The organism is Streptomyces sp. NPDC012474 (genome assembly GCF_042955185.1).
GTDB classification, from domain to species: Bacteria; Actinomycetota; Actinomycetes; order Streptomycetales; family Streptomycetaceae; genus Streptomyces; species Streptomyces cahuitamycinicus.
Genome location: NZ_JBIBEP010000019.1, coordinates 12,481 through 34,988, shown reverse-complemented (window position 1 = coordinate 34,988; position 22,508 = coordinate 12,481). Strand labels below are relative to the sequence as shown.

At 71.6% G+C, this 22,508-nt stretch carries 26 protein-coding genes and 2 pseudogenes (1 of these 28 running past the window's edge); 27 read left to right on the top strand and 1 reads right to left on the bottom strand.

Annotation, left to right across the window (positions count from 1 at the left end; translation table 11 throughout):
• Positions 1–167: 167 nt before the first annotated feature.
• From ACFY9S_RS32220 to ACFY9S_RS32195, 6 genes are all read left to right on the top strand, one after another.
• Entirely contained in the window at positions 168–482 is a 315-nt protein-coding gene (locus ACFY9S_RS32220) for a DUF6112 family protein (RefSeq protein ID WP_011031268.1), read from the top strand.
• Complete coding sequence (locus ACFY9S_RS32215) at positions 482–1,174, top strand: hypothetical protein (RefSeq protein WP_391135429.1); 693 nt, start codon at positions 482–484, stop codon at positions 1,172–1,174. The genes ACFY9S_RS32220 and ACFY9S_RS32215 overlap by 1 nt, the downstream gene beginning before the upstream one ends.
• A 36-nt stretch (positions 1,175–1,210) precedes the next feature.
• Positions 1,211–2,590, top strand: a complete 1,380-nt coding sequence (locus tag ACFY9S_RS32210) for an ATP-binding protein (protein WP_391135426.1) — start codon at positions 1,211–1,213, stop codon at positions 2,588–2,590.
• A gap of 80 nt (positions 2,591–2,670) precedes the next feature.
• Positions 2,671–4,143, top strand: a complete 1,473-nt coding sequence (locus ACFY9S_RS32205; RefSeq protein WP_391135423.1) for an SCO6880 family protein — start codon at positions 2,671–2,673, stop codon at positions 4,141–4,143.
• Between the two features lie 104 nt (positions 4,144–4,247).
• Complete coding sequence (locus ACFY9S_RS32200) at positions 4,248–4,709, top strand: DUF6238 family protein (RefSeq protein ID WP_391135421.1); 462 nt, start codon at positions 4,248–4,250, stop codon at positions 4,707–4,709.
• 28 nt (positions 4,710–4,737) lie between these two features.
• On the top strand, positions 4,738–6,252 hold the full coding sequence (locus ACFY9S_RS32195; RefSeq protein WP_391135418.1) for a VirB4 family type IV secretion system protein: 1,515 nt from the start codon (positions 4,738–4,740) through the stop codon (positions 6,250–6,252).
• Positions 6,253–6,395: 143 nt separating this feature from the next.
• Here ACFY9S_RS32195 and ACFY9S_RS32190 read toward each other — a convergent pair whose 3' ends face one another.
• A complete protein-coding gene (locus ACFY9S_RS32190; RefSeq protein WP_391135415.1) occupies positions 6,396–7,316 on the bottom strand; it encodes a hypothetical protein in 921 nt (306 codons plus the stop codon).
• A 118-nt stretch (positions 7,317–7,434) separates the two neighbouring features.
• Between ACFY9S_RS32190 and ACFY9S_RS32185 the strand changes: the two genes are divergently transcribed.
• From ACFY9S_RS32185 to ACFY9S_RS32085, 21 genes and pseudogenes are all read left to right on the top strand, one after another.
• Entirely contained in the window at positions 7,435–8,358 is a 924-nt protein-coding gene (locus ACFY9S_RS32185) for a hypothetical protein (RefSeq protein ID WP_391135412.1), read from the top strand.
• A gap of 214 nt (positions 8,359–8,572) precedes the next feature.
• The gene (locus tag ACFY9S_RS32180; RefSeq protein ID WP_391135409.1) at positions 8,573–9,640 is read left to right on the top strand and encodes a hypothetical protein; all 1,068 of its coding nucleotides are present in this window, start codon (positions 8,573–8,575) and stop codon (positions 9,638–9,640) included.
• A gap of 211 nt (positions 9,641–9,851) precedes the next feature.
• Positions 9,852–10,298 (top strand): hypothetical protein, encoded by a 447-nt coding sequence (locus ACFY9S_RS32175; protein ID WP_391135757.1) that lies wholly within the window; start codon positions 9,852–9,854, stop codon positions 10,296–10,298.
• A 48-nt stretch (positions 10,299–10,346) separates the two neighbouring features.
• Positions 10,347–11,090, top strand: a complete 744-nt coding sequence (locus ACFY9S_RS32170; RefSeq protein WP_391135754.1) for a glycosyltransferase — start codon at positions 10,347–10,349, stop codon at positions 11,088–11,090.
• A gap of 285 nt (positions 11,091–11,375) precedes the next feature.
• Positions 11,376–11,834: a hypothetical protein gene (locus ACFY9S_RS32165; RefSeq protein WP_391135406.1), complete on the top strand. Its 459-nt coding sequence runs from the start codon at positions 11,376–11,378 to the stop codon at positions 11,832–11,834.
• A complete protein-coding gene (locus ACFY9S_RS32160; RefSeq protein ID WP_391135404.1) occupies positions 11,831–13,021 on the top strand; it encodes a hypothetical protein in 1,191 nt (396 codons plus the stop codon). Before ACFY9S_RS32165 ends, ACFY9S_RS32160 begins: the two co-directional genes overlap by 4 nt.
• 18 nt (positions 13,022–13,039) lie before the next feature.
• Positions 13,040–14,269: an MFS transporter gene (locus tag ACFY9S_RS32155; RefSeq protein WP_391135401.1), complete on the top strand. Its 1,230-nt coding sequence runs from the start codon at positions 13,040–13,042 to the stop codon at positions 14,267–14,269.
• Between the two features lie 86 nt (positions 14,270–14,355).
• Positions 14,356–14,853, top strand: coding sequence for a hypothetical protein (locus ACFY9S_RS32150; protein WP_391135398.1), 498 nt, complete (start codon positions 14,356–14,358; stop codon positions 14,851–14,853).
• A 99-nt stretch (positions 14,854–14,952) separates the two neighbouring features.
• Entirely contained in the window at positions 14,953–15,378 is a 426-nt protein-coding gene (locus ACFY9S_RS32145) for a hypothetical protein (protein WP_391135396.1), read from the top strand.
• Positions 15,375–16,220 (top strand): relaxase/mobilization nuclease, encoded by an 846-nt coding sequence (locus ACFY9S_RS32140; RefSeq protein WP_391135393.1) that lies wholly within the window; start codon positions 15,375–15,377, stop codon positions 16,218–16,220. The genes ACFY9S_RS32145 and ACFY9S_RS32140 overlap by 4 nt, the downstream gene beginning before the upstream one ends.
• Before the next feature lie 14 nt (positions 16,221–16,234).
• Positions 16,235–16,930: a hypothetical protein gene (locus tag ACFY9S_RS32135; protein WP_391135390.1), complete on the top strand. Its 696-nt coding sequence runs from the start codon at positions 16,235–16,237 to the stop codon at positions 16,928–16,930.
• A gap of 23 nt (positions 16,931–16,953) precedes the next feature.
• Complete coding sequence (locus tag ACFY9S_RS32130) at positions 16,954–17,712, top strand: hypothetical protein (protein WP_391135387.1); 759 nt, start codon at positions 16,954–16,956, stop codon at positions 17,710–17,712.
• A complete protein-coding gene (locus tag ACFY9S_RS32125) occupies positions 17,709–18,359 on the top strand; it encodes a hypothetical protein (protein ID WP_391135384.1) in 651 nt (216 codons plus the stop codon). Before ACFY9S_RS32130 ends, ACFY9S_RS32125 begins: the two co-directional genes overlap by 4 nt.
• 14 nt (positions 18,360–18,373) lie before the next feature.
• Complete coding sequence (locus tag ACFY9S_RS32120) at positions 18,374–18,781, top strand: hypothetical protein (RefSeq protein ID WP_391135381.1); 408 nt, start codon at positions 18,374–18,376, stop codon at positions 18,779–18,781.
• A 276-nt stretch (positions 18,782–19,057) separates the two neighbouring features.
• Complete coding sequence (locus tag ACFY9S_RS32115; RefSeq protein WP_391135378.1) at positions 19,058–19,441, top strand: hypothetical protein; 384 nt, start codon at positions 19,058–19,060, stop codon at positions 19,439–19,441.
• Positions 19,438–20,241, top strand: a complete 804-nt coding sequence (locus ACFY9S_RS32110; protein ID WP_391135376.1) for a DUF317 domain-containing protein — start codon at positions 19,438–19,440, stop codon at positions 20,239–20,241. Before ACFY9S_RS32115 ends, ACFY9S_RS32110 begins: the two co-directional genes overlap by 4 nt.
• A gap of 28 nt (positions 20,242–20,269) precedes the next feature.
• Positions 20,270–20,626 carry a hypothetical protein gene (locus ACFY9S_RS32105; protein ID WP_359310462.1) on the top strand — a complete coding sequence of 119 codons (357 nt, stop codon included), beginning with the start codon at positions 20,270–20,272 and terminating at the stop codon, positions 20,624–20,626.
• Entirely contained in the window at positions 20,617–21,435 is an 819-nt protein-coding gene (locus ACFY9S_RS32100; protein ID WP_366815839.1) for a DUF317 domain-containing protein, read from the top strand. Before ACFY9S_RS32105 ends, ACFY9S_RS32100 begins: the two co-directional genes overlap by 10 nt.
• A 73-nt stretch (positions 21,436–21,508) precedes the next feature.
• Positions 21,509–22,021, top strand: a complete 513-nt coding sequence (locus tag ACFY9S_RS32095) for a hypothetical protein (RefSeq protein ID WP_362238471.1) — start codon at positions 21,509–21,511, stop codon at positions 22,019–22,021.
• Positions 22,022–22,215: 194 nt separating this feature from the next.
• A pseudogene (locus ACFY9S_RS32090) lies at positions 22,216–22,293 on the top strand (hypothetical protein); the annotation flags it as partial.
• A 182-nt stretch (positions 22,294–22,475) separates the two neighbouring features.
• Positions 22,476–22,508 (top strand): annotated as a pseudogene (locus ACFY9S_RS32085) (hypothetical protein); its annotated part runs 237 nt beyond the window's last position; the annotation flags it as partial.

The window sequence follows — 22,508 nt, the reverse complement described above, 5'->3', positions numbered from 1 at the left end:
GCCGCGCCCCGGCCCGAGGAGTGGACTCTGCCCCGCCTCTGCCCGACGCCGGTCCGGGCGGGGCGCCGCCGCGGCCACTTCCGCGCTCCGAGCGCACCCCCCTCCGTTTTCCCCCTTTCCCGCCGGCTCTCGCCTGGCCCGCGTATGCAAGGAGCCCTGCCACACTTATGTCCGTCCCTCTCGCAGACCGCGTCATCCAGCTCGCCTACGACCCAGGAATCTCACCCAAAGGCGGCGGACTGCCCGGGCTGAGTGTGCTGAAGAACGTCGTCAACAGCATCAACATGTTCGGGATCATCGCCGTCGTCGGCGCCCTCGCCGTCTCGCTCGGCGTATGGGCCTGGGGTCACCACACCGGTGGTCACCAGGCCGAAGCCAACGGTAAGAAGGGCGCGGTCGTGGCCGCCGGTGCTGCCCTCGGGTTGGGTGCCGCGAACGGAATCGTGGCCTTCTTCTCCGGCCTGGGGTCGCAGGTCCACTGATGCGGAAACGATCCCCCTCCTTTTCGTTGTCCTCGTACGGCTCGGGCTGGTCGGCCAACCGGCGCATAGCGATCGTCACCTGCGTAGTCGCCGTCCTGCTCGCCATCGCCGGGGTCGTCGCCCTGCTGACCGGCGGCGGGAACGGCCACCAGGCCCCGGGCACCGCCGCGCCCGCCCCGGCTGACAGCCCGTCCTCCACCGAGGCCGCCCCGAAGCCTTCCTCCGGATCCGGGTCAGTGCCCAAGCCTCCGCAGATCGCCGAGCCGGTCGCCTACGCCAAGGCTGCGGCCCGAATGCTTTGGTCCTACGACACCCGCGACACCAGCCGCGACCAGCAGCTCGCCGGCATGCGCGCCTGGATGACCACGGAGACCAAATACGCCGACTGGGCCTCGGTCTCCGGCCAGGTTCCCGACCCAGTGCTGTGGTCGCGGATGGCCGACCAGGACCAGCACGCCACCGCAAGCGTCACCGAGGGCCACTACCCGTCCGCCTTCAAGGCGGCCCTGGCCGACGACCCGTCCGCGATCACCGAGGCGTACATCTACGTCGTCACCGTCAACGGCAAACAGACGCTCAGCTGGAAGAAGGGCGGCGGAGGGGCCGAGGAACGGGCCGTGACCCTCGCCGTCCAGTGCCGCCCGAACCACGACTGCACCCTGGCCGCCATCGCACCGAGCGTCACGCAGTGACCCGCGCCTGACACAAGAATGGAGGAGTAACTCCCCGTGGGTTTCTGTGATTTCCCCCTGGCAGACAAGCTGTGCGCCGTCGGCGATGCGGTCGACTTCGCCTCGGACCCCGCCAAGGCCATGGGCGACTGGATGGCGAAGTCCGCCGGTGAGCTGGCAGCCGCCGCAGCCGACCTGGCGGCCGAGGCAGTCAACACCACCACCAAGGTCGACCTGAACGCCGGGTGGTTCCGGGACAACTACGAAATGTTGCTGCCGCTGGGCCTGGTTCTGCTGGTCGCGACGTTCTGCGCGCAGCTGGTCCGAGCCGCCGTCAGGCGCGACGGACAAGCCCTGACACAAGCGTTCACCGGCACCATGTCGGGCGTCCTGTTCGCCTTCTGCGCCATCGCCCTGACCACGGTCGCCGTCGAAGTGGTCGACGCCCTGTCCGCCGGCCTGTTCAAGACAGCGAACCTGAACATCGAGTCGGCTGTGCGCCGCATCGTGAAGGTCGGCCAGATCCCGGGCCTGTCCGCACTGGGCTGGCTCGTGGCGGCAGTCGCCGGTCTCGGCGCCGCCATCGGCGCGTTCCTCTACTGGTGCGTGATGATGGTCCGCAAGATCGGCATCCTCGTCATGGTCACCCTGGCCGTCTTCGCCTCCGCCGGCGGTGGCTGGGAGGTCGCGCGCCGCTGGCGCAGGGGCTGGATCGAAGCCACCGCCACCCTCGTCGTCTCCAAGCTGCTGATGACCGTGATCTTCGTGCTCGGGATCGCCGCCATGGGCAAGACCGAGGCCAGCGATGGTATCGCCGCTCTGGCCGACGTTATGTCCGGCATCGTGATCATGATTCTGGTGTTGCTGTGCCCGTACGCCGTCTTCAAGTTCGTTCACTGGGCAGCCGAAGGCACCGACGGCGAGTCCATCCACCGGGCCGGTGGCGCTGGGGCCCAGATGGCCAAGGCTCACGCCGAGAAGGCCGCCCGTAAGACCGCCGCCGCTGCGGCCACCGCCGGAACCGGTGGCGCTGCCGCCGGAGCAGGCGCCGCAGCGATGGGCAGTGAGGCTGCTGCCGGAGGCGGTTTCCCTGGCGACATCGCCGCCAACCCGACCGGCGGAGGCGGCGAGGGCAAGGAGGGATCGCAGAGCGGCGGAACGGGTGCCTCGCCCGGCGGCGACGCGGTCAAGTCCGGACTGAAGAAGGCCGTCCAGCCCGCGCCGACGAGCGCGTCCGCCGACACCAGCGGCCAGGTGGGCGGCAGCCCGGGGCCTGGCGGATCCGGTGCGAGTGCCGCGTCTGGGCAGAGCAGCGGATGGCAGTCCACTCCGCCGACCACAACCCCTCCGCCGCAGGGCGCACCGCCGTCCTCCGGCACGCAGAACACCCCGTCCAGCGGGGCGAGCGGACCCCAGCCGCCTCCGACCGGCCTCTGATTCCCTGACCGACTCCGGGGGCGGGAAGTGCACGCGCCCTCCCGCCCCCGGGTTCCACCCGCGCCTCCAGGACCCGCCCCTTGACTGATCTTTCCGTCGCCCCGGTCACGGTGAAGTTCCCGCACCGGAGCCGCCGCGGCATCCTCCTCGGCCTCTCCCTGCCCCAACTCGTACTAATCTCCTGCATGCTGGCCCTGCTGCTGATGACGGTGATCTCCACCGGGCTTCTCGGCGCCGTCGCCCTGGCACCGCTCTGGGCGGCATCCGGGGCACTCGTCGCGATCCGCCGGCACGGCCGCTCCCTGATCGACTGGGCGCCGATCGTCACCCGGTATGCGCACCGTCGCCGCACCGGCCAGACCCTCTGGCTCGCTCGGCCCGTCACCCGGCCCCGGCAGGACGGCGTCCTCCATCTGCCCGGCACCGCCGCATCCCTCAAAGTGGTCACCCCCGGCGACTCCGCCAACGGCGCCGCAGCCGTCCACGACCCGCACCAGCAAACCCTGACCGCCATCGCCCGCGTCACCAGCCGCGCCTTCGCCCTCCTCGACCCCGCCACCCAGAACCACAACGTGAGCAGCTGGGGACGCGCGCTCGCGGGCATCGCCCGCACCGGGCACATCGCCACCGTGCAGGTGCTGGAACGCACCGTCCCCGACTCGGGCGACACCCTCACCCGCCACTGGACCCACAACGGGCAGCCCCAGACCCCCATCGCCGGACAGATCTACTCCGAGCTGGTCTCCTCTGCCGGCCCTGCCGCCGCCCCGCACGAGACCTACCTCGCCATCTCCCTCGACCTCAAGGCCGCCCGGCGCCTGATCAACCAGGCCGGCGGAGGGCTGCCCGGGGCGTTCACCGTCATGGAGCAGACCACCGCGTCCATCGCGCAGGCCGCCCGCAACGCAGGTCTCCAGGTCACCGGCTGGCTGAGCGCACGGGAAATCGCCGCCGTCATTCGCACCGCCTACGACCCGAAGGCCCTCGCCGCGCTCCAGCAGTGGTCCGAGACCGGCCGCGCCGAAGCCGACCCCGCAGCCGCCGGTCCCGTCGTCCAGTTCGAGGAGTACGACCGCCTCGCCACCGACAGCGCACGGCACGCGACGTACTGGGTGGAGAACTGGCCGAGGACCGAGATGGGGGCCGGGTTCCTGCACGGGCTGATGTTCACGGCCGGCGTGCGCCGCAGCCTCTCCCTTACATACGTGCCGCAGGGGCTCGAGTCCGCACTGCGGGACGTCCAGCGCAAGAAGGCCGCGATCATCGCCGACGCCAACGAGCGCGCACGCCGCGGACAGGTCGATTCCGAAGAGGACTCCGTCGAGTACGCCGACGTCAAAACCCGCGAACGCCAACTCATCGCCGGGCACGCGGATGTAGCACTGACCGGCCTGGTCACCGTCACCGCCGAGACCGACGCCCTCCTGGACGCCGCCTGCGCACAGATCGAGACCCACGCCGTCACCTCTGGCGTCGACCTCCGACGGCTCAACTACCAGCAGCCCGACGCCTTCGCCCTCTCCGCGCTCCCGCTCGCCCGCACCGCCTTGTGAACCAACCTCGCCAGTCCGCGCCCTGGCCCACTGCACTCCGGATCACCCGCGACGGGACGCACGCCCGTCGCCACCCTGCCTACCGGCAGGAAGGACCACCACCTTTGACCTCTCCTACGCGCCCCGACGACGCGCACCCCTACCTCCGCGCCGCGAGCGCCGGCATCCGCCACCACGCACGGACCCTAGCGCCGTCGGACGCGGACCCACCCAGGCCCGTGGACCGGCTGCACCTTGACGTGCTGCACGCCCACCTCACCGCTCTGCTCCAGCTTCTGGACCGGCTCGCCGACCACACCCGGCCCCCTCACCCGGCCGCCGGACGTCGACTGGCCACCGCCCACACCAGGCTCTGGCAGGCCACCACCGAAGTCCACGCCGCCTTCCACCTGCTACCCGGCACAACCGAGGCCAACGCCGGGACGAGCTCCTGTCATCCAGAGCGGCTTCCCGAGGGTCCGCCCCTGCTGACCATCTGCCAACGCCACCTCGCCGCCGGACACGTCGTCCGCCGCAAAACCACCCCCACCGACCTCCGCCCGCGCACCACGGCCTGCGTGCGATGAGCACCACCCGCAGAATCGAGGGCCCCCGATGAGCCACCGGCCCGCCCGTCGCGCCCGTCGCGCCTCCGCCAGCCCGCTGTTCACCCCCCACGGCACCGACCGCGCCAGCCGCAAGGCCGCCCGCCGCCAGCTCGCCGAGGCCACCGCCAAAGCCCGCGCCGAAGCCAGCGCCCACCAGAGCGAAAGCACGCCCGCCGAGCACCAGATGCCCGCCCCGCTCTACCCACCGAGCGGACGCCCCGGGCCCGCCTCCTCCCGCGGAAACCGGCTGAAGCTGCCCGTCCACCGCATGACCACAGCAGTCGCGGCCGGCGCCTATCCCTTCCTCGCCGAAGGCGGACTCGGCGCCGAGGGCATCTACATCGGCCGCGACGTCCACGCCGAAGCATCATTCGTCTTCGACCCGTTCGCTCTGTACGGCAAAGTCGAGGGATTCACCAACCCCAACCTGTTGCTCGCCGGCGTGATCGGCCAGGGCAAGAGCGCCCTCGCCAAGTCCTTCGCGCTGCGATCGGTCGCCTTTGGATACCGCGTCTACGTACCGTGCGACCCGAAGGGCGAGTGGACTCCGGTGGCAGAAGCCCTCGGCGGCCGGTCCGTCGCCCTCGGGCCCGGACTGCCGGGTCGCCTGAACCCCCTGGACGCGGCCCCGCGCCCGGAGAGCGTGTCCGAGGCCGATTGGGTCGGCGAGATCCGCAAACGACGCCTGCTCCTGCTCGGCTCCCTTGCTCGCACCGTCCTAGGCCGGGACCTGATGCCCATGGAGCACACCGCCCTGGACGTCGCCCTCGACGCCGTCGTCACCCGCGCCGCCGACACGCACCGCACCCCGCTCCTCGGCGACGTCGCCGCCACCCTCAACAACCCAAGCACGCTCGACGAGGCCGCCGGGATGATGTCGGGTCAACTCGGCGACGCAGCGCGAGACCTGGCCCACGCCATGCGGCGCATGGTCCACGGCGACCTGGCCGGCATGTTCGACGCCCCCTCCACCGTCGCCTTCGATCCGAACGCGCCGATGCTCACCATCGACCTGTCCCGCCTCGGCGGCTCCGGGGACGACACCGCCCTCGTCCTGGCAATGACCTGCGCGAGCGCCTGGATGGAATCCGCCCTCTCCGATCCCAACGGCGGCCGGCGCTGGATCGTGTACGACGAGGCATGGCGCCTGATGCGGCACGTCGGCCTGCTCCAGCGGATGCAGGCCCAGTGGAAGCTCAGCCGCGGCCTCGGCATCGCCAACCTCATGGTGATCCACCGGCTGTCCGACCTGCTCACCGCCGGCGACGCCGGATCACAAGGCCGGGCCCTAGCCGAGGGACTCCTCGCCGACTGCAGCACCCGGATCATCTACCGCCAGGAGACCGACCAGCTCCACGCCGCGGCCTCCCTGCTCGGCCTGACCTCCGTCGAGATGGACGCCATCGCGCACCTCAACCGAGGGCGTGGCCTGTGGAAAGTCGCAGGTCGGAGCTTCATTGTTCAGCACCTCCTGCACAGCCACGAACTGGCGCTCTTCGACACCGACGCCCGTATGCACTGAAAGGTCCGTGAGTTCCGGACTTCTGCGCCCATGATTCCCATGAACCCACGGGTTGTGTTCCGATGAAGAGGCTATGCCAGCCCGGAGTTCCCGGAACCCCCGACAGCACCATCGCATACTGCTTGCTTGGGGCGGGGGGACGGCTACGCAGTGTCGGACTTGATCCCAGCAGTCATGCGCACCAGCGCCGTAAGCTGGATCTTCTCCGCCGCCTCCCATACGAGACACTCGGTATCGCCGAACTGCGGGAGCGGCACACGCGGACGCTGGCGCGGGTACTGCCGCAGAACCAGGCGCTCGATCACTCGGGCTTGCCAACGCGGCACCTGAACTTTCTGCAGAACGAGGCCGCCACGCGTTTCGTGGTCGCGCACCCGCTGATCGAGGCCGATACCGATCTTGACGAAGCGTTCTCCATTCCAGTCCGGGAAGGCGATCAAGTACACCCACGTGGGAGTCTCATCGCCGAGCGGGAAAGATCCCAGACTGTAGAAGTGCCATCGGTCAGTCCGCGGCACGCGTCCCACTGCCGAATATCCCTGGTTCATCAGGACCATGTCCTTCAGCGGAATTGTGGGCAGCAAGACTTCCAGGCGGTCGTTGAAGAGCATCTGCTGCTTCTGAGGAGTGTTCCGCTTGTGTCCGCACGGGCACTTGATGCGCTTCCGCACCTCAGCGTACGAGTGCCAAACCCATGCGCGGACCCGGCTGCACTCGTCACAGGTGCGGATCTCGAACGGCGTCGGCATCCCCTGGGGAACACCGTCGCTGGGGTCGCCAAGCCAGACATCAATACGCCTAGCCTGCATCCCCATTCGCCCACCCCCGACGCGCATCGTACAGGTGTTCACAAGAAGGCCCGCCGGCGCCTCCGCCACCCAGGCCGGGCGGTCGTCACCGCTGACCGCGCCTGCCCGGAGCCCGATCCACCCACATCCCCAAGGAATGCTCTGAACCGCCCCGCTCATTTCAGCGACGCCGACCGGGACGAATACCAGCAGTGCCAGGCCGAGCACGACGACCTCATGGCGCAAGTCGCCGATCGTGAAGCCCAGCTGGAACACGACCTGATCGCCGCCGACGACGAGTACGAACTCGACTCCAGTCCGGTTCCGAAGCCAGAAGTCGACCTCGCTCGCCGAACGCCTCCGTCACACCGACCGGCGTCTCGCAGGAGAATCCGTGGCCGCTGACGAGGCGAACGCTACGGACGCCCGTGCGGCTCCGATCGCGCCACTTCCCGACCACCGCGACGTGAACATGCCGTGGTGGCAGGAGCTGTGGCGTCGCCACGCGCACATCACCACGCCGCTGCGAGCGCGCGGACTGCCATGCGACATCGAGTTCGGCCTCAGCGCCTACATCGTGCGCGTCTCGCTCCCCGACGACAGTTACCTGATCATCAGTCCGCCGCAGGAACCGTCCTCCGACCACCCGCCCGGAGACCCCGAGGGCTGGATCGCGACCCACGAGCACCCCGACGACCAGACGCTGTTCGAGGTTCTCTACGACTCCGCCCCCTCCGACAACCCCGGCGCTCGCCGGCGGCCCGAAGCCCGCCACGGCGGCAGCGCCCAACCCCTGATCGAGGCGATCGACCTCCGCCTCGCCCAGCTCGGACTGCTACCGCACCCCGCTCTGCCCCACGAAAGCCCCCACGTGCACCCGGCCCAACCGACGCCCACGCCCCCGTCCCCGGACATCCCCGGCAAACCAGACCGCGACCCCGCCTACGTCTACGGCGACGCGCTGCGCGATCTGACCGACCGGCTCAACGCAGCCGAGTCGCACGCGGATGCCGCTGCCCTTTTGCATCAAGTCCTGGAACCCGCCGACGGCCTGCTGGCACAGCTCGGCGAGTTCTTCGAAGCAGCCGGCGAGAAAGCCAAGGAAGCCGAGGAGGGCGACGGCTTCGACCTGTCCTACGACCTCGCCGACGCCGCTGCCGAGATCCGCAGCCTCGGAGAGGTCCTGCACGTGGCCGAGGACCGGATGCGGGCCCTCACCCCGCTCGCGCCCGCACCGCGGCTGCCCTCCACCCCGGCTCGTGCACCGTCCCTTCCGCCGCGAGCCCTCCCATCAGCTCCGTCGCGGCACATGCGCTGACGCCGCACCGCCGCCTCCCTCCCCTTCCCGCCGCCTACGGGGACAGCGGTCGCGCACTTCGCGTCCACGGCGTGGTCCAGCAGCTCACGGCCAAGGGCATCGGTGTGAACCTCCGCCACTCGGCCCGCCGCCAGCGCAGCCCTTCCGCCGACATCGCCGAAGACAGCACCCACGACCAGTCGTGCTCGCTGATCCCCATCCGCCCAGCAGACCCTTGGAGCCCCCTATCCGCACCGCTCGCCGTACCCTGCCGCTGTTCGTCGGCGCCGCCTGCCTCGCCCTGGCCCTCACCGGCTGCGCCGGCGAAGACGGCCCCGCCCATGCCCGGCAGACGCCCCACGCCAGCACCGCCCCGAAGCCCGTGCCCGCTCTCAGCGCCGCCCAGGCCCGCGACGTCATCACCCGCTATTCGGAGATCAACAACGAGGCCAACACCGACCGCGACCGGCGCCTGCTCGACACGGTCGAGGACGGCCCGCTGTACGCGATGTCCGTCTCGGACTACACCGAGACCGAAGGGCTCCCCGCGGCAGACCGCAAGCCGTACAAGCCGTGGTCCTACGACTCCGCGGACGCCAGGCTGTACATCCCGCGCCTGGGAGCCGGACAGAACCGCTGGTTCGCCGCCGCGCTCTCGGCCCAGAAGGGCAAGGCCCCCTCGCGGTTGGCCGTGTTCGCCGAACGCCCCCAGCACAAGCGCTGGGAGATGGTCTCCGTCGTCGACCTCGACAGCCCGGACCTGCCGGACATCGCCCTCGACCACGACGGATACGCAACGGCCGTCACCGCCGACGGCAACAAGCACCTCGCTGCCGACGCCAAGCTGCTGCGCACCGCGATCCTCGACAACTTCGCCACCGGAGGCACGAACACGGGGACGAAGGTCTTCGCACCGACCAAGGCGAGCAAGCGGCAGATCGAAGTCCACGACAAGACCGGCACCCGCTTCGGGGCCCAGGGCACCACCGTCTTCACCGGCGCCGCCAACCGCTACACGGACGCCTACGCCCTCAAGACCACCGACGGCGGCGCGCTGATCCTCTTCTCCCACACGCACACCCAGACCGACGCCGTGGCGCACTCCGGCCTGCAGATCAATCCCGGCAAGGACGACCGGGCCTGGCTCCACGACGTGCCCCGCACCTCCATCCGCAACACGTTCGTGTGCAACGACGCCGCCACCGTCCCCGCGAGGGCCGAGCCCTCCCGCCTGATCGGCTACACCTGCGCGCGTACCGACGCCTCCGGCCCTCCGGTCCCGTCCTGGTCCGACCGCGCGTAGACGCACCCGTGCGCCACCGTGACGGCCGCCGAACCTCCCCCGCACCCCGCTCGCTCCGGAGAATCCCCTGTCCACACGCTCCTTCATCGCCCGCCCCACCCGCGGTACGGGATACACGGGCATCCCCGTCCAGCTCGACGGCGTACCCAGCCACCTCCTCCCCTTGCTCCTGGCCGCCTACCAGTACAAGTTCGGACGCAACATCGAGGCCATGTCCCGGCACCTCATCGACGACGTCGTCGTCGGCTGGGACGAACTCGGCACCGATCTCCTCGACGACGTCCCGCCCGCACTCGTGACCGCGCTGACCGGCGGCGAGCACTGGCCCAGCCGAACCCTCGACCACCTGATCACCCCGGACGGCTCACCCCCGGTACGCATGTCGGTCACCGACACGACCGCCGACGAGCAGGACATGCAGTGGGGGTACGTCCTGCACAAGGAGGGCGTCGAGGTGATCAGCCTCCTGCACGAGGACATCGGCCCGATCGTGAGCTGGTCCACCGACCCGCGCACCGCCTTCAACGACCACCCGGCGGCCTGGTCCTCCCTCGACTCCCCGCCCGCCATGCGGGCTTCGCGCGGCAGGCAGCCCCAGAGGGCTCCTGCCGCAGCCCCGGCGAAGGCCGGCACCCCGCGCCCCGCCGCCCGACGCTAGGTCCTTCTCGTCTTCCCGGAGCCTTCTCTGCCCCCGTACACCACGCCCCTGATCACCGTCGTCATCGCAAGCCGCCTGCGCGAAGACCGACTGGACTACCTGGCCGCCATGCACGCCAGCCTCACCCGGCAGTCCGTGCCGTGGGAGGCCGTGATCGCGCTCGACGGTGCTTCGCCCGACCGTCTGCCGGCCCCGCTCGCGCGGGACCCGCGCGTTCGCACGCTGGCGCTGCCCCGTCCGGTCGGCGCCGCCTGCGCCAGGAACCTGGCCCTCTCTCACGTACGCACCCCGTACACCAACTGGGCCGACGACGATGACCTGTTCCCCGACGATGCGATGGCCGTACGGCTGAACGCCCTGCAGTCGACGAGAGTCGGCTGGTGCGCCGGCTGGAGCGAGGACCAGCACCCCGACGGCTCGACCACCCTGTGGCGCTGCCCCACGCCGCCCGGCCGGCATGAGGCCGGTGACGTGTGGACGTACTGGAAGTCGCCTGCGGACACCATCCCCATCGGGCCGACCACGATCCTCGCCCGCACCGACCTCGTGCGCGCCGCTCCGATGGGCGGCCTCGTCCAGGGTGAGGACTACTGCGCGGCCCTCGGCGTCACCGCTCTCGCCCCCGGGATCCTGCTGCCAGTACCCGTGTACAGGTACCGCAAGTGGGACGGGCAGATGACGGCCCAGGTCGGATACGACCGGCTGGAGGCGGCTGCCCGGGAGCACGCCTGGGCGTACGGCCGCAGCCTGCGCGCCGTCCTGCGCGGTGGCGAAAACCTGGTCCGTGGCTGAGGCACAGATCGTCCTGTCGCACAGCCGGGAGTCCGGGATCGTCGCGATCGCCTCGGGCGAGCAGTATCGGTGGGCGCACACCGCCCTTCCGTGCCGGAGCAGGAGCGCCGAGCACGCGCGTGGCCGGCCGTCGAGACGTGGCTCGCCGACGGCGAAACGTTCTTTCGTCAGGCCCGCATCAGCGCGCCCTATCGTCGCCCGGCCCTGCCCGTCACCGCGCCAGCCCGCCCCCGCACCGCGGCCCCTGGCCCTTCCGCCCCACGCCCCGAGGAGAGCCCCGCCCCCTTGCGACCCGGCACCCACTTCGCCTTCGGCGACCACGAGGAACACGGCTTCGTGGCCTCCTTCACCGCCGCCCTGCCCGCGCACCTCGCCCACTGGTACCTGGAGCGCGAGCAGTTCGAGCCCGTTCCCGGAGAACCCGGCCTTTACCGGCTCAGCGAGCCCGAGCGCGACGGAGTCCGCCGCACCCGCCAAGCCGTACACGACCTGCGCCGCCACGGCTACACCGTGCAGGCCGACATCCGCCTCGAGCCGTCCCTCTCGGCCGGCCCGCCGCGCCCCGTCCGGCCCAACGGACTCCAGGAGCGCCGCAGCCGGCTCGCCCAGGCAGCCGCTGGCCGGACGACGCAGCGCTCCGCACCGCCCACCACCTCCCCGCCGGCGGCCCGGCCGATCCCGCCGAAGCCCTCGTACGCTCCGACCGTCCATTTGACGGCCGCGACCGGCGGGCGGTCCCGATGACACTCGCGAGCAGCCCGGCCCCCGACGGCCCCTTGCCGACAGCTTCCGAACGGGCCAACGGGGCACGCGACTTCCGCTTACGGATGGCGGTCATCGACAGCGAGACCGAGGCCGCGCTCGACATGACACGCGACCGCTACGGCCGTACCGTCCACGCGGGCGCCGCGGCAGCCGCACGAGCCCACCGTGACAAGGCGGCGGTGGAGGCGTACGCCACCCACCTCGCCCCGCACGCCGAGGCTCTCCTCGATGCCGCCCGCCTCGTGCTCGACGAGCTGCCACCCGCCCGGCACCTGGCCGGGTGGCGAGCCGTCCTGGACGGCCTGGCTGCCTCCGCCGCCGAGATCCGCCGGGCCCTCGACCGGCCGGCCGCCCCTGGCTCCCAGGCCGAACGCACTCAGCACGCGGCCTTGTGGCCGTACCTCACCGCCTGGGCGGACCACAGCTCTATCGCCAGCAACCTCGCCGACCAGCGCGACGGCCAGCACCACAAGGCTCCGCTGACCGACGAGGAGCAGCAGATGTGGGCCGAGAGGCCCCAGGCCGCGCAGCGGCGCGGCGAGCTGGAGCTGACCGAGTCGTGGTATGCCGCCGACGGGCAGCCGATCACCCTCGCTTACCTGGTCGAGGACAACGACTCGACGGTGGTCGCGCTGCGCGGCGATCCGGGGGTACCGGGCTGGCAGGTGATCGGGCACTACGTCCACGAGTACGAGACGGGCAAGGCCCTGCCCGCTCCGGTCCCGCCCGGCATCCTGCGCGCAGACGTCTCCCGGTTCAACCGCCCGGCACCGGCCCCGGAGGTGTCCCTGCAGGAACTCATCCGCGACGTCGTCGAAGGCCACACCGCCGGTGACGCATCGAACGCTCTCCTCGGAGCCGTCCAGCGCGGCTACGCCGCCGGTCCGATGGTCCGCCTGCAGGAACTCCTGGACACGAGCAGCCAGTTCGCCAGCGCCCTGGAGACCGTGCAGGGCCGCCAGATCGCCGCCCGCCTCTCAGCGTTGGGCCGGCAGATCGAGTTCCTCACCCGTGAAGTCGAAGAGGTGGCCGAAGACCTCGGCGCGACCGTCACCGTCCTGCCCCCGCACCGCACCCCCGTACTACGCGCCCGCCCGCGCCCGGCCGTGGACACCACCCCGCCCACGCCGCCACCTCGCGCCAGCACGACCGCCCGCCACCGCTAGACCCCGAGAAAGCACCCGTTGTCCCCGACCGCACCCCCGGCCCCGGCACCGCGCATCACCTACGGCGCGGTGCTGGGCAGCCCGTACGTCGCCCGCCTCCTCGGCGGCACCCTCACCGGCCGACTCCCCAACGGCATGGCGCCCGTCGCCATCCTCCTGTGGGCCACCACGAGCGGCAGCAGCATCGCGTTCGGCGGACTGCTCAGCGCCCTGTACGGGCTGTCCTCCTCGGTGGTGCAGCCCGTCAAGGGACGCCTCATGGACCGCCACGGCCAGACGGCGGTGCATCTTCCAGCCGCCGTGCTCAACTCGGCTCTCCTGGTGACCCTCCCGCTGACGGGACCGTACGGCGGACCGGGCCTCGCCACGGCCCTCGTCGTCGCCGCCGGCCTGACCACCCCGTCCCTGGAGGCCGGGCTGCGGGCCCTGTGGCCCAGCGTGCTGCCCGACGCCCGCCTTCGGCACGCCGCGCTCGCCCTCGACACCGGCACGCAGGGCCTCCTGTACATCGTCGGCCCCCTGCTCGTCGCCGCCCTCGCCTCCGCGTACAACCCGAGCGTCGCGCTCACCGTCACCGCCGTCCTCGGCCTGGCCGGCACCACCGTGGTCGTCCTCGCTCCGCCATCGCGGCGATGGCGATCGACGCCGTCAGTCGGCACCCTGCACGGTGACGTTGGACGGCTGACCAGCCCCGGCCTGCTGCTCCTGTTCGTCTCGCTGACCGGCATCGGGTTCGCGATCGGGGCCATGAATGTGTGGTCGATCGCCATAGCCGAGCACCACGAACAGGACATGCTCTCGGGCATCATCCCCGCCGCGTTCTCCACCGGCAGCCTCCTGGGCGGCCTCGTCTACGGGCGCCGCACCTGGAGTCGGACCACCGCCGACCGGTTGATCATCGGCAGCGCCGCGTTCCTCGCCGGATGGCTCCCGCTCGCAACCCAGCCCGCGCCGTTCGCGGCCACCGCCGCGGTCGCCGTGCCTGGTGCGTTCCTGACCGTCGTGGTCGCCTGCGCCTACGTGACCACTGATGCCCTCGCCCCTGCGGGCCGGACCAGCGAGGCGTACGCGTGGCTGATCCTCTCGATCGGCGTCGGACAGTCCGCCGGTACCGCCCTGGCCGGACGCCTCGCCGAGCAGACGCTGGCCAGCGCGGCGCTCCCCGCCGCCGGCGCGGCCTTCGCCCTCGCCGTCCTTCTCGCCGCGCGCCGACAGCTCCACCCCGCCGGGCACCGGCCGCGCGGCTGACACCGCCGCCCACTCCGAGGCCGGCACAAGACGTCCTGATCAGGGCGCACCCCCCACCTTCCAACCCCTTTTGAGGAGATCGAATTATGGCCGTGCGTACGCACTGGACCGTGGAACACGCCTGCTCCCACAGCGTGGATCATGAACTGTCCAATCGCCCTGCCGACAAGCGGGCGGGCTTTGCCCGTTGGCTCGCGTCGAAGGACTGCACCGACTGCTGGAAGGCGGCGCGCGACGCCGACTCCGAGTCCAAGGAGGAGTGGCTCGCGACCAAGCGGGCCGAGGAGCAGGAGGCAGCCGTCGCGTGGGCCAAGCAGTTCTACATGCCGCAGTTGGAGGGCCCGGAGAAGGCCCTGGGCTGGGGCGAGCGCTCCCGCCACCAGCTGATGACGGCCGCGCACACCGCGCTCGTCGTCGAGGGCACTTGGGACGAGGCGGACTGGGCGGAGCTGGAGGAGAAGGCCCGCTCCGTCACCCGTGCCGGATGGTGGATCGACCAGCGGGACGCCGAAGGCACTGACCTGCTCGAACTCCTCGACGCGGCCAGTGAGGCGGACCGCGGGACGGAGAACCCGTTCCGCTGACGGCGGGGCAACATAGCCGGGAAACGCCGGTTAGCCAAACCGGCGTTCCTCCGGACTATTGATGCTCCCACCCCGCCAGCCATCGCGTGGAAGGAACTCATGTCCCAGCCCCCGTCCGCCTCGGCGTTCGCACCGACGCCCGACCCGCTCACCCCCGACCGGGACATCACCCACGCCCATTTCCAGGCCGGTGACACCATCGTCGTCCTGAAGGGGGTGGCCGGCGGAGAACTGTGGGGCGACGCGATGCGCGTCGTGGCCCCTTCCTGGCACACCCCGACCGACGAGGACGGGTGGCGGCTGCGTGATGCGACAGGCGGCGCCCAGTCCTACGTCACCGCCCACCCCCGCTACCTCGTGCACCTCTCACGCCGCTGCCCTGACTGCCTGATCTATCTACGGGCCATGGAGGACACCCTCCTCGCACGGTTCGTCGACCGCGACGAACTGATCGACTGCGGCTGGTACACCACCACCGCCCTGGGCCAGCTCGTGCACATCGCCGACAGCCGGAGCGGCCGGTGATCCCCCGCTTGCACGAGCGGACCCACCGGCCCCACGACCCGCTCGAAGAGGCGCTGGGGCAGCCGGTCTCACCGAACGAGGGCCTGACGGAGCACACGATCGTCGCCCACTGGCCCGGCCTGGATTACTTCACCCTGGACGACGAGCAGAGGATCTGGACGTCCGTCCAGTGGGCCGAGCACCTCGAAGACCCCTACCTGGAGCACCCGTTCGCCGCCAGCCCCGACGACGACCGGCGGGCGATCCTCCACCTCGACATCCGCCTTCACCCGGACGACCGGGAACTGACCGGACCGGAGTGGGCCGAGGTTGCTCAACGGCTCGCACGAGCCGTCGGCATCGAGATCCCCGGCAAGGAACATGGCTGCCGGTGGATCGCCGTCCAAGCCCAGCCCGGTCGCCTCGACCTGATCGCCAACCTGATCCATCTCGACGGCGTGTGGCACGCTCCTCCCGCAGACAAACGGCGGCGCCTGGCGGATGAGGCGCGTCGCATCGAACAGGACCTTCACCTGATCCCTGTCCGATCCGACCCCCCTTCGCGGCCTGCCGTCCGCGCGGCGCTCACGGCGTCGGCCCAGCTCGCGACCATCCTCACGCAGCTCGCCGACGAACAGGCCGGCCCTCTGGCAGCGGTACGCGGACTCGTCGAGCACACCTCGCACCGGATCGCCCGCCAGCCGGGAGCAGCCGGCACCGATACGGCACACCGCCTGGAGCTGATCGCCCGCCGCCTCCACGCCATCCAGCAGGACCTGGACACCACCGCAACCCGCCTGGTCCAGCCCCGTGCCGTCCCGGCCCCGACCGCCGTCCGGCACAACGCCCACCGACCGCCGTAGGAGAAAACGTCTCCTTGCCCCGCACCGACCGCTTCCTGGACATCCGCCGCGACCCGCACTCCGACGAACTCCTTGCCCGCGGCGGCGACTCCGAGGCACACAGCCTCCTCCAGCGCGCGGGCTTCGTCGCCGTCGTCCGCGTCCATGAGACGTACCACCGCGCCCCGACCGGCCTAGCGGAGGACGACGAGTCCCGTCTGGCCACCGACGCCGTGGCCCGCCTGCGGGCGGCCGGATACCACGTCGACTGCGACGCGGGCTTCGACACCGACTCGCGTCCGGCCAGCTACCTGCCGCTGGGATCCTCCATTGCCCACGTTGCCGAGCGCCTTCGCGAGGCCGCCACTACTGACGAGGCGGCCGATGCGCTGACTGAGCTGACCGCCGCCCACGACGGCGTCCTCGCCGCGCTGGAGGAAGTCCTCACCGCCACCGCCGACTTCCACGACGGGCTCGGCCAGGCGGCCGACCCCTACATCGCGCGGCGGCTTCGCTACCTCGCCGACGAGCACCTTCGCGTCATCCGTACCGACCTCTCCGAGACCCGCAACCAGCTCGCCGACCGGCATGCCCCGCACCCCGGCCGCAGCACCTGCACCGGGGAAGTCCCGTCAACCGAGCAAGAGCGCTCTGCCGTGTGCGCCTGCCCGCCACCGCCGCGCACCCTGCCGGCCCCGCCGCCCCCGATGGCCGCCGGACTGCGCCGCTGACTCCCACCTCGCCCAAGGACACCATGCACGACCACGACACCTCCGAGCGCCTCGCCTCGTACGCCGACGTTCTCGCCGGCGAACTCCCCGACAGTTGGACCAGCTCCCACCTGCCAGCCGACGCCAAGGACGACCTCGTCGAACTCGCCGACCGCATCTGGGACCTGGACCTGGTCGCCGCCTCTCTCGCCGAGCACCCCCTGCAGCAGGCCGCCGTCCTGAGCCGACAGGACGGTGCGCAGCTCGTCCTTCTGGACCGGCACGACGAGCGCGACGGCTTCCTCATCGCCGCCGTCGCCCCGCACGCCCTGCCCGATGAGGCGTTCCGCGGCGTTCCCGAGCCCAACGGCATCGCCCTGGCCGATGACCCGTTCCTGAGCGCCGAGCAGGTCACCGGCGACCTGCTCGCCCGATACGACGCCGCCCTCGCCCAGGTCCGCCACAACGCCCTGGGCGGCGGCATCCAGCCCTCCCAGCCGGACCGGGTCGTCCTGACTTGGCAGCCGGACGGCAGCATCGCCACCACCCCCGCCGACGACCGCGCCAGCGCTGTCCTCATGGCCCACGGCTTCGTCCAGGACCCGCAGAGTGGCATCTACCGCCTGAGTGGTGACGAAACTCAGGCCCAGGCCCGCGCCCTGCGCGAGATCGGCCCGCGCCTCGACGCGCTCGGCATCGGCACCGCTCTGCAGCATCCCGCAGGCCGGACCGCGCCCACTGCCGCCGCTTCCGTGCCGCCCGTCCCTGCCGGTCCCCGTACGCCGGCCACCCGGTCTCGGTGAAGCAGACGGAGCCCGACTTCTGGGTGCTGGAGTACGTCACCATCACCAAGGACCCCCGAACCGGCCTGGTCGTGGCCATCGGCGGTACCGAAAAGGCCGCGGACATCCTCCAGCGAACCGGCGGCTTCCTCTCCGCTCCCGGACCGCGCGGGGACTATCACCGGCTTCAGCACGGCCTGCCCGTCGAGCAGCAGCGCCGGAAGGCGACCGCTGCCTCGAACGCTCTGCTCGCCGCCGGTCACAGCGTCCACCTCGACCCCATGCTGAACATGCTGGTCGCACCGGACGGTGAACGTGAGGCCGCCCTGCGCTACCTGGCGGGTCTCGCTGAGCGAGCCGCAGCCGCCACAACCAGCAGCGAGGTGGCCGAGGTCCTGACCGAGATCGCTGCCCCCGTCCACGGGCTGCTGCCTCTCGCCAGAGAGGTCGTCGTCCGCGCCTGGATCGCCGCCAGCGACTTCCAAGGGGCCACGCCCGCCGGGGAACCCGATCCCATCGCACGGCTCGGAAGCACCGCCACCTCCATGAGCGAGGCCGCGCGCGCCATCCTCCACGCCCGCAACCACGTCGCACGCCCTGCGCAGCGGCCGGCCACTACCTCACCACCGCCGAGCCGCGCCCAGCCCGCGGTATCCCGCCGCCGCTGACTCCGGAGAACCACATGGCCAACCTGGCCGACGAATACGGCACGGACGTCGAGATCTACATCAAGGCCCTGACGACCACCATCCACGCCGACACCCCGACCGGCGCCCCCGCCCAGCTCCACGACTTGCTGGAACACCTCGGCCTGGAACGCCACGAGTACCCCGCCGACACGCCCATCTACATCTGGCACACCGTGCCCGAACACCTCGACGCCAGCGAGCAGAAGCGGCTGGCAACCCGCGCCATCCCCACCCTGCTCCTGGCCGGTTACGAGGTCAACTGCACGCCCGAAGTCTTCGACGAATCCGCCTACCGGCAGGCCGTGCAGGACCTGCGCACCCGCGCGGGCCGCCCTGCCGTGCGGCAACAGGCACCGATCGGCTCCCCCTCGCCTGCAGCTCCGGCCCGCCGCACCCCGTAAGGCACCTGGGCGGTCCCGGCAACCGCGCCGGGACCGCCCGCCTCACCACCCGAGACACGGAGAAACCCGTAGCAACCCGCACGCCCCCATCGATCAGTAACCGGCTCAAGCCCCGACTCGCCACGGCCCTTTTCCGCCGCTATCTGCGCGCCTGTATTCCGACCGGCCCCGACCACACCTCCCCGCTGGCCGGCGCCCGCCCGGAGGCCGCCCTCGCCGAGACACAGCGCGTCGGGCACCGCCACCACCACTGACCGTCCACCGCCCCGGAGGAGCATGTCCTACCCCACCCCCTACCCGGTGAGACTGGCCGACGAGATCACCCGCCAGCTCGGCCAGCTCGCCGACCACCTATCTCAGCTTCCCCTGCCCCAGGCCGCTCAGGTCATCGTCCGCGTGCTCGACCCGGACACCGGAGTCCTCGGCGGCGTCACCCACCTCGTCGCCACCGGCAGCGTGTTCGCCAAGGACCAGGCAGAGCGAGGCGCGCTCCCCGCGGAGGTGTGGCTCGCCCTGGGCCGTGCCTCGAACGAACTCGGCGACATCACCCTCGACCTGGACGAACGCAAAGACGCTCTTCAGCGCGTCGGCGCCCAGCCCGCCACTACGGCGGCGAAGCCCCCGGCACCCGCACCGCTCGTCGTCCGGCGCCGCCGGTGAAGAAGAAGCAGTGGCAGGGCTGGGGACCCGACGAGCAGGCCGAGCAGCACTATCTCGTCCAGCCCCGCGCCCTGGCCGGCGGCGGCGACGTCCGGCACGTCTCGGAGTTCCTGCGCGCCTCCGGCTGGCGGGACAAGTCCAAGACGGGCGGCCCCCTGCGCATGGAGAGCCCGGACCGCACCGTCCGCATCGCCTACGACCCCTACGTCCTCCCCGGCGGATGGACCATCCACGGCCACGCAGACGGAGCGAACGGCGAGTGGTCCGCCCACCTGGGCCAGCAAACGCCGGTGGAGATCGTCGCCGGCCTGACCGACGCCCTCACCCGCCCCCGCTTCGCCCACGCCCCCAACGTCTGGGCCCCGCTACAGGAGCAGAACTGGCACACGCGCTTCGAGGGCCAGAACTACATGGCGACGAGCCCCGACGACACCGCGTGGATGCAGTACCGGCAGAGCCCCGACGGGGCGGCGATGTGGTGGACCGGAGCACGGGACAAGCAGGGCAACGGCTGGACCGCCAACTTCACGCCGAACACCCCGATGCACCTGGTGCAAGCCTTCTCCACCGAACTCGCCAGCCCGGACCCCGTGATGCGCCCGCGCGGACGCGTGCCGCACAGCGCGCAGATCCGTACCTGGTCGGTGTCCGTGAAGCCCTCCCAGCTCAGTGCGTGGCAGCAGGCCCGCATCACGGCCGCCCGCGCCGCCACCTGGGCCCGCAACAGCGCCCGTAGCGCCAGGCCGCGCACCAGCGCCCGTCCCTACACCCCGACCGGCGGCGCACGCACCCGCCGCTGACCGCAATAACCCCGCCCCGAGGAGCCCGATGCCCGCACTCACCCCGGACACCATCCGCACCCTGACCGAAACGCTCGCGGACCTCACCGACTACCTGCGCGAGAACCCCGACCCCGCAGAAGCCCTCGCCCTCGTCGAGCCGCTCCTCGACGAGTACACGGGCCTGCCCGTCCAGTTCGCCGACACGCTGCGCGCCCTCGCCCGCGCCGTTCAGGAGAACCCTCACGCGCCGCGCACGGCGCAGGGCGACCTGCTGATCACCGAGCTGCGCACGGCCGCGTGGGAACTGGCCGACCAGCACACCCTCCACTACGTGCTGGACGATCTCCGTGACCTGTACGGCAGGTCGCCGACGAGCGAGCAGGGGTGCTGCTGGTGCCGCTGAGCGAACGGCAGCTCGCCGCCTTCGCCGACAAGCACGCCGTGCAGATCCCGTACGACACCAGCCCCCGCCACCTCGCCGGCCCCGGAGATGCCCGCCACGTCACCCACGGCCTGGCCGCCGCCGGATGGAACGCCGTCTCCGACCCCCTGAGCGCCGAGATCATCCTGGCAAGCCCTGACCTTCGCCACCGGCTCCAGTTCGACCCGCAGTCCCGCACCTCGGCGTGGTGGCGGCTACGGGCGGAGCCCGTCGGCACCGAGCCCGGCTGGTACGCCGAGTTCGGCGAACTCGTGCCCGCCGAGGTCCTCGCCGCCTTCACCGACGCCCTCACCGCCCCGCCGCCACAGCAGCCGGGCCCGTGGCAGCAGGTGACCTCGGCAGGATGGCACCACGAGCCAAACGGCGCGCGCTCGCCGGACTCCATGTGCCACATCGAACTGCGGCCGTTGAGCGAATTCCACGACCGGTCGTCCTGGCACATCGAGACCCGCGAGCCCGGCCACGGGGAGTTTCCCGGCCCGCGCATCTGGCACGCCTACCTCGACGAGCACACCCCCGCTCACCTGGTCAGCGCGTTCCTCACCGCGCTGACCGACCGCAATCCGCTCCAGCGCGGCATGTTCGAACGCACCGGCCACTACAGCGCCGTACAGGAGCCCAGCACGCTGCGCCCGCAGCAGGTGGTCGACGCCCACGCCACGCGCATCAAGCATCTACGCGCCCAGGCACGCTCAGCCCGCCGCCAGCAGACGAAACCCGCGACGATCCCGGCGCACGCCAATACCGCGCAGCCGGCCGCTCGCCGCTGACCTGACAGGACCCCTCCCCATCTTCCGAGACCACCACGCACACCGCGACTTCCTGCGCCACCTCGACCACTACGTGCGGGACAGCCAGAAGATCCTCGACGCCTGGGACGCCTACTCCGACGAGCACACCGGCCTCGACGGCTGGCCCTACGACGACCACGCCTACGGCATGCGCAAGAGCCAGCGCGATGCCGACACCGCCGAGGCCTTCGAGCCGCTCCGCTACGGCGCCCGGCACCTGCTGGCGACCGCCGAGACACAGCTGGCCCAGCTGCCGGAGAACACGGTGCAGAGCCGCTGGGTATACCAGCTGGGCGTCCTGCACACGGCCCTCGACCGTCTCGACGAACTGCACGAGCAATGGCTGCTCACCCGCGACGCCCTGCCCGCCACCGCCAAGCCCGGCACCGCCGAATTCGACGACGCCCTCGCCGAACATCACGCCGAATCCTGGAGCTACCTCGACGACTGGGCCACCCACGGCAAAGCGCTCCGGGAGATCAACACCGCAGCCCGCAAGGCCCCCTCATCCCTGGTTCCCATGCCTGCCCTCGCACCCTTGCGAGGAACCGCGGCACGGAAGTAGGGCCCCGACTCCCGAGACCATCGAGGTCGACTTCATCACCCCGCGCCACCTCGCCGGCGGCGGTGACACCGCCTGGATCACCGTTCCCCTCCACCGTGCCTGCGGATGGAGCCACGGCAACGACCCCCTGATGCCACGCGTCCTGCTCTCCAGCCCCGACCAGAAGCCCCACCTGCGCCCGACCCCGACGACCAGTGGTGGCCCTGCACCACGTCGCCGAGCCGGACCGGCCCGCCTGGTACGCCAGCTTCGGCGCCCGCACGGCCGTCAAACTGATCGCCGCCTTCACCGACGCCCTCACCGACCCGGCCCCAGCCGCTGACGCGCCTTGCGATCCGTACGGAGCGCTCCGGCAGGGCGGGGGGGGGGCCGGGGGGGGGCCCCCCCCCCGGGGGGCCCCCCCCCCCGGGGGGCGGGGGGGGGGGGGGGGGCCCCCGGGGGGGCGGGACCGCGGGTGGGGGCGGGGCGCCGCCGGCGGGGCCACCAC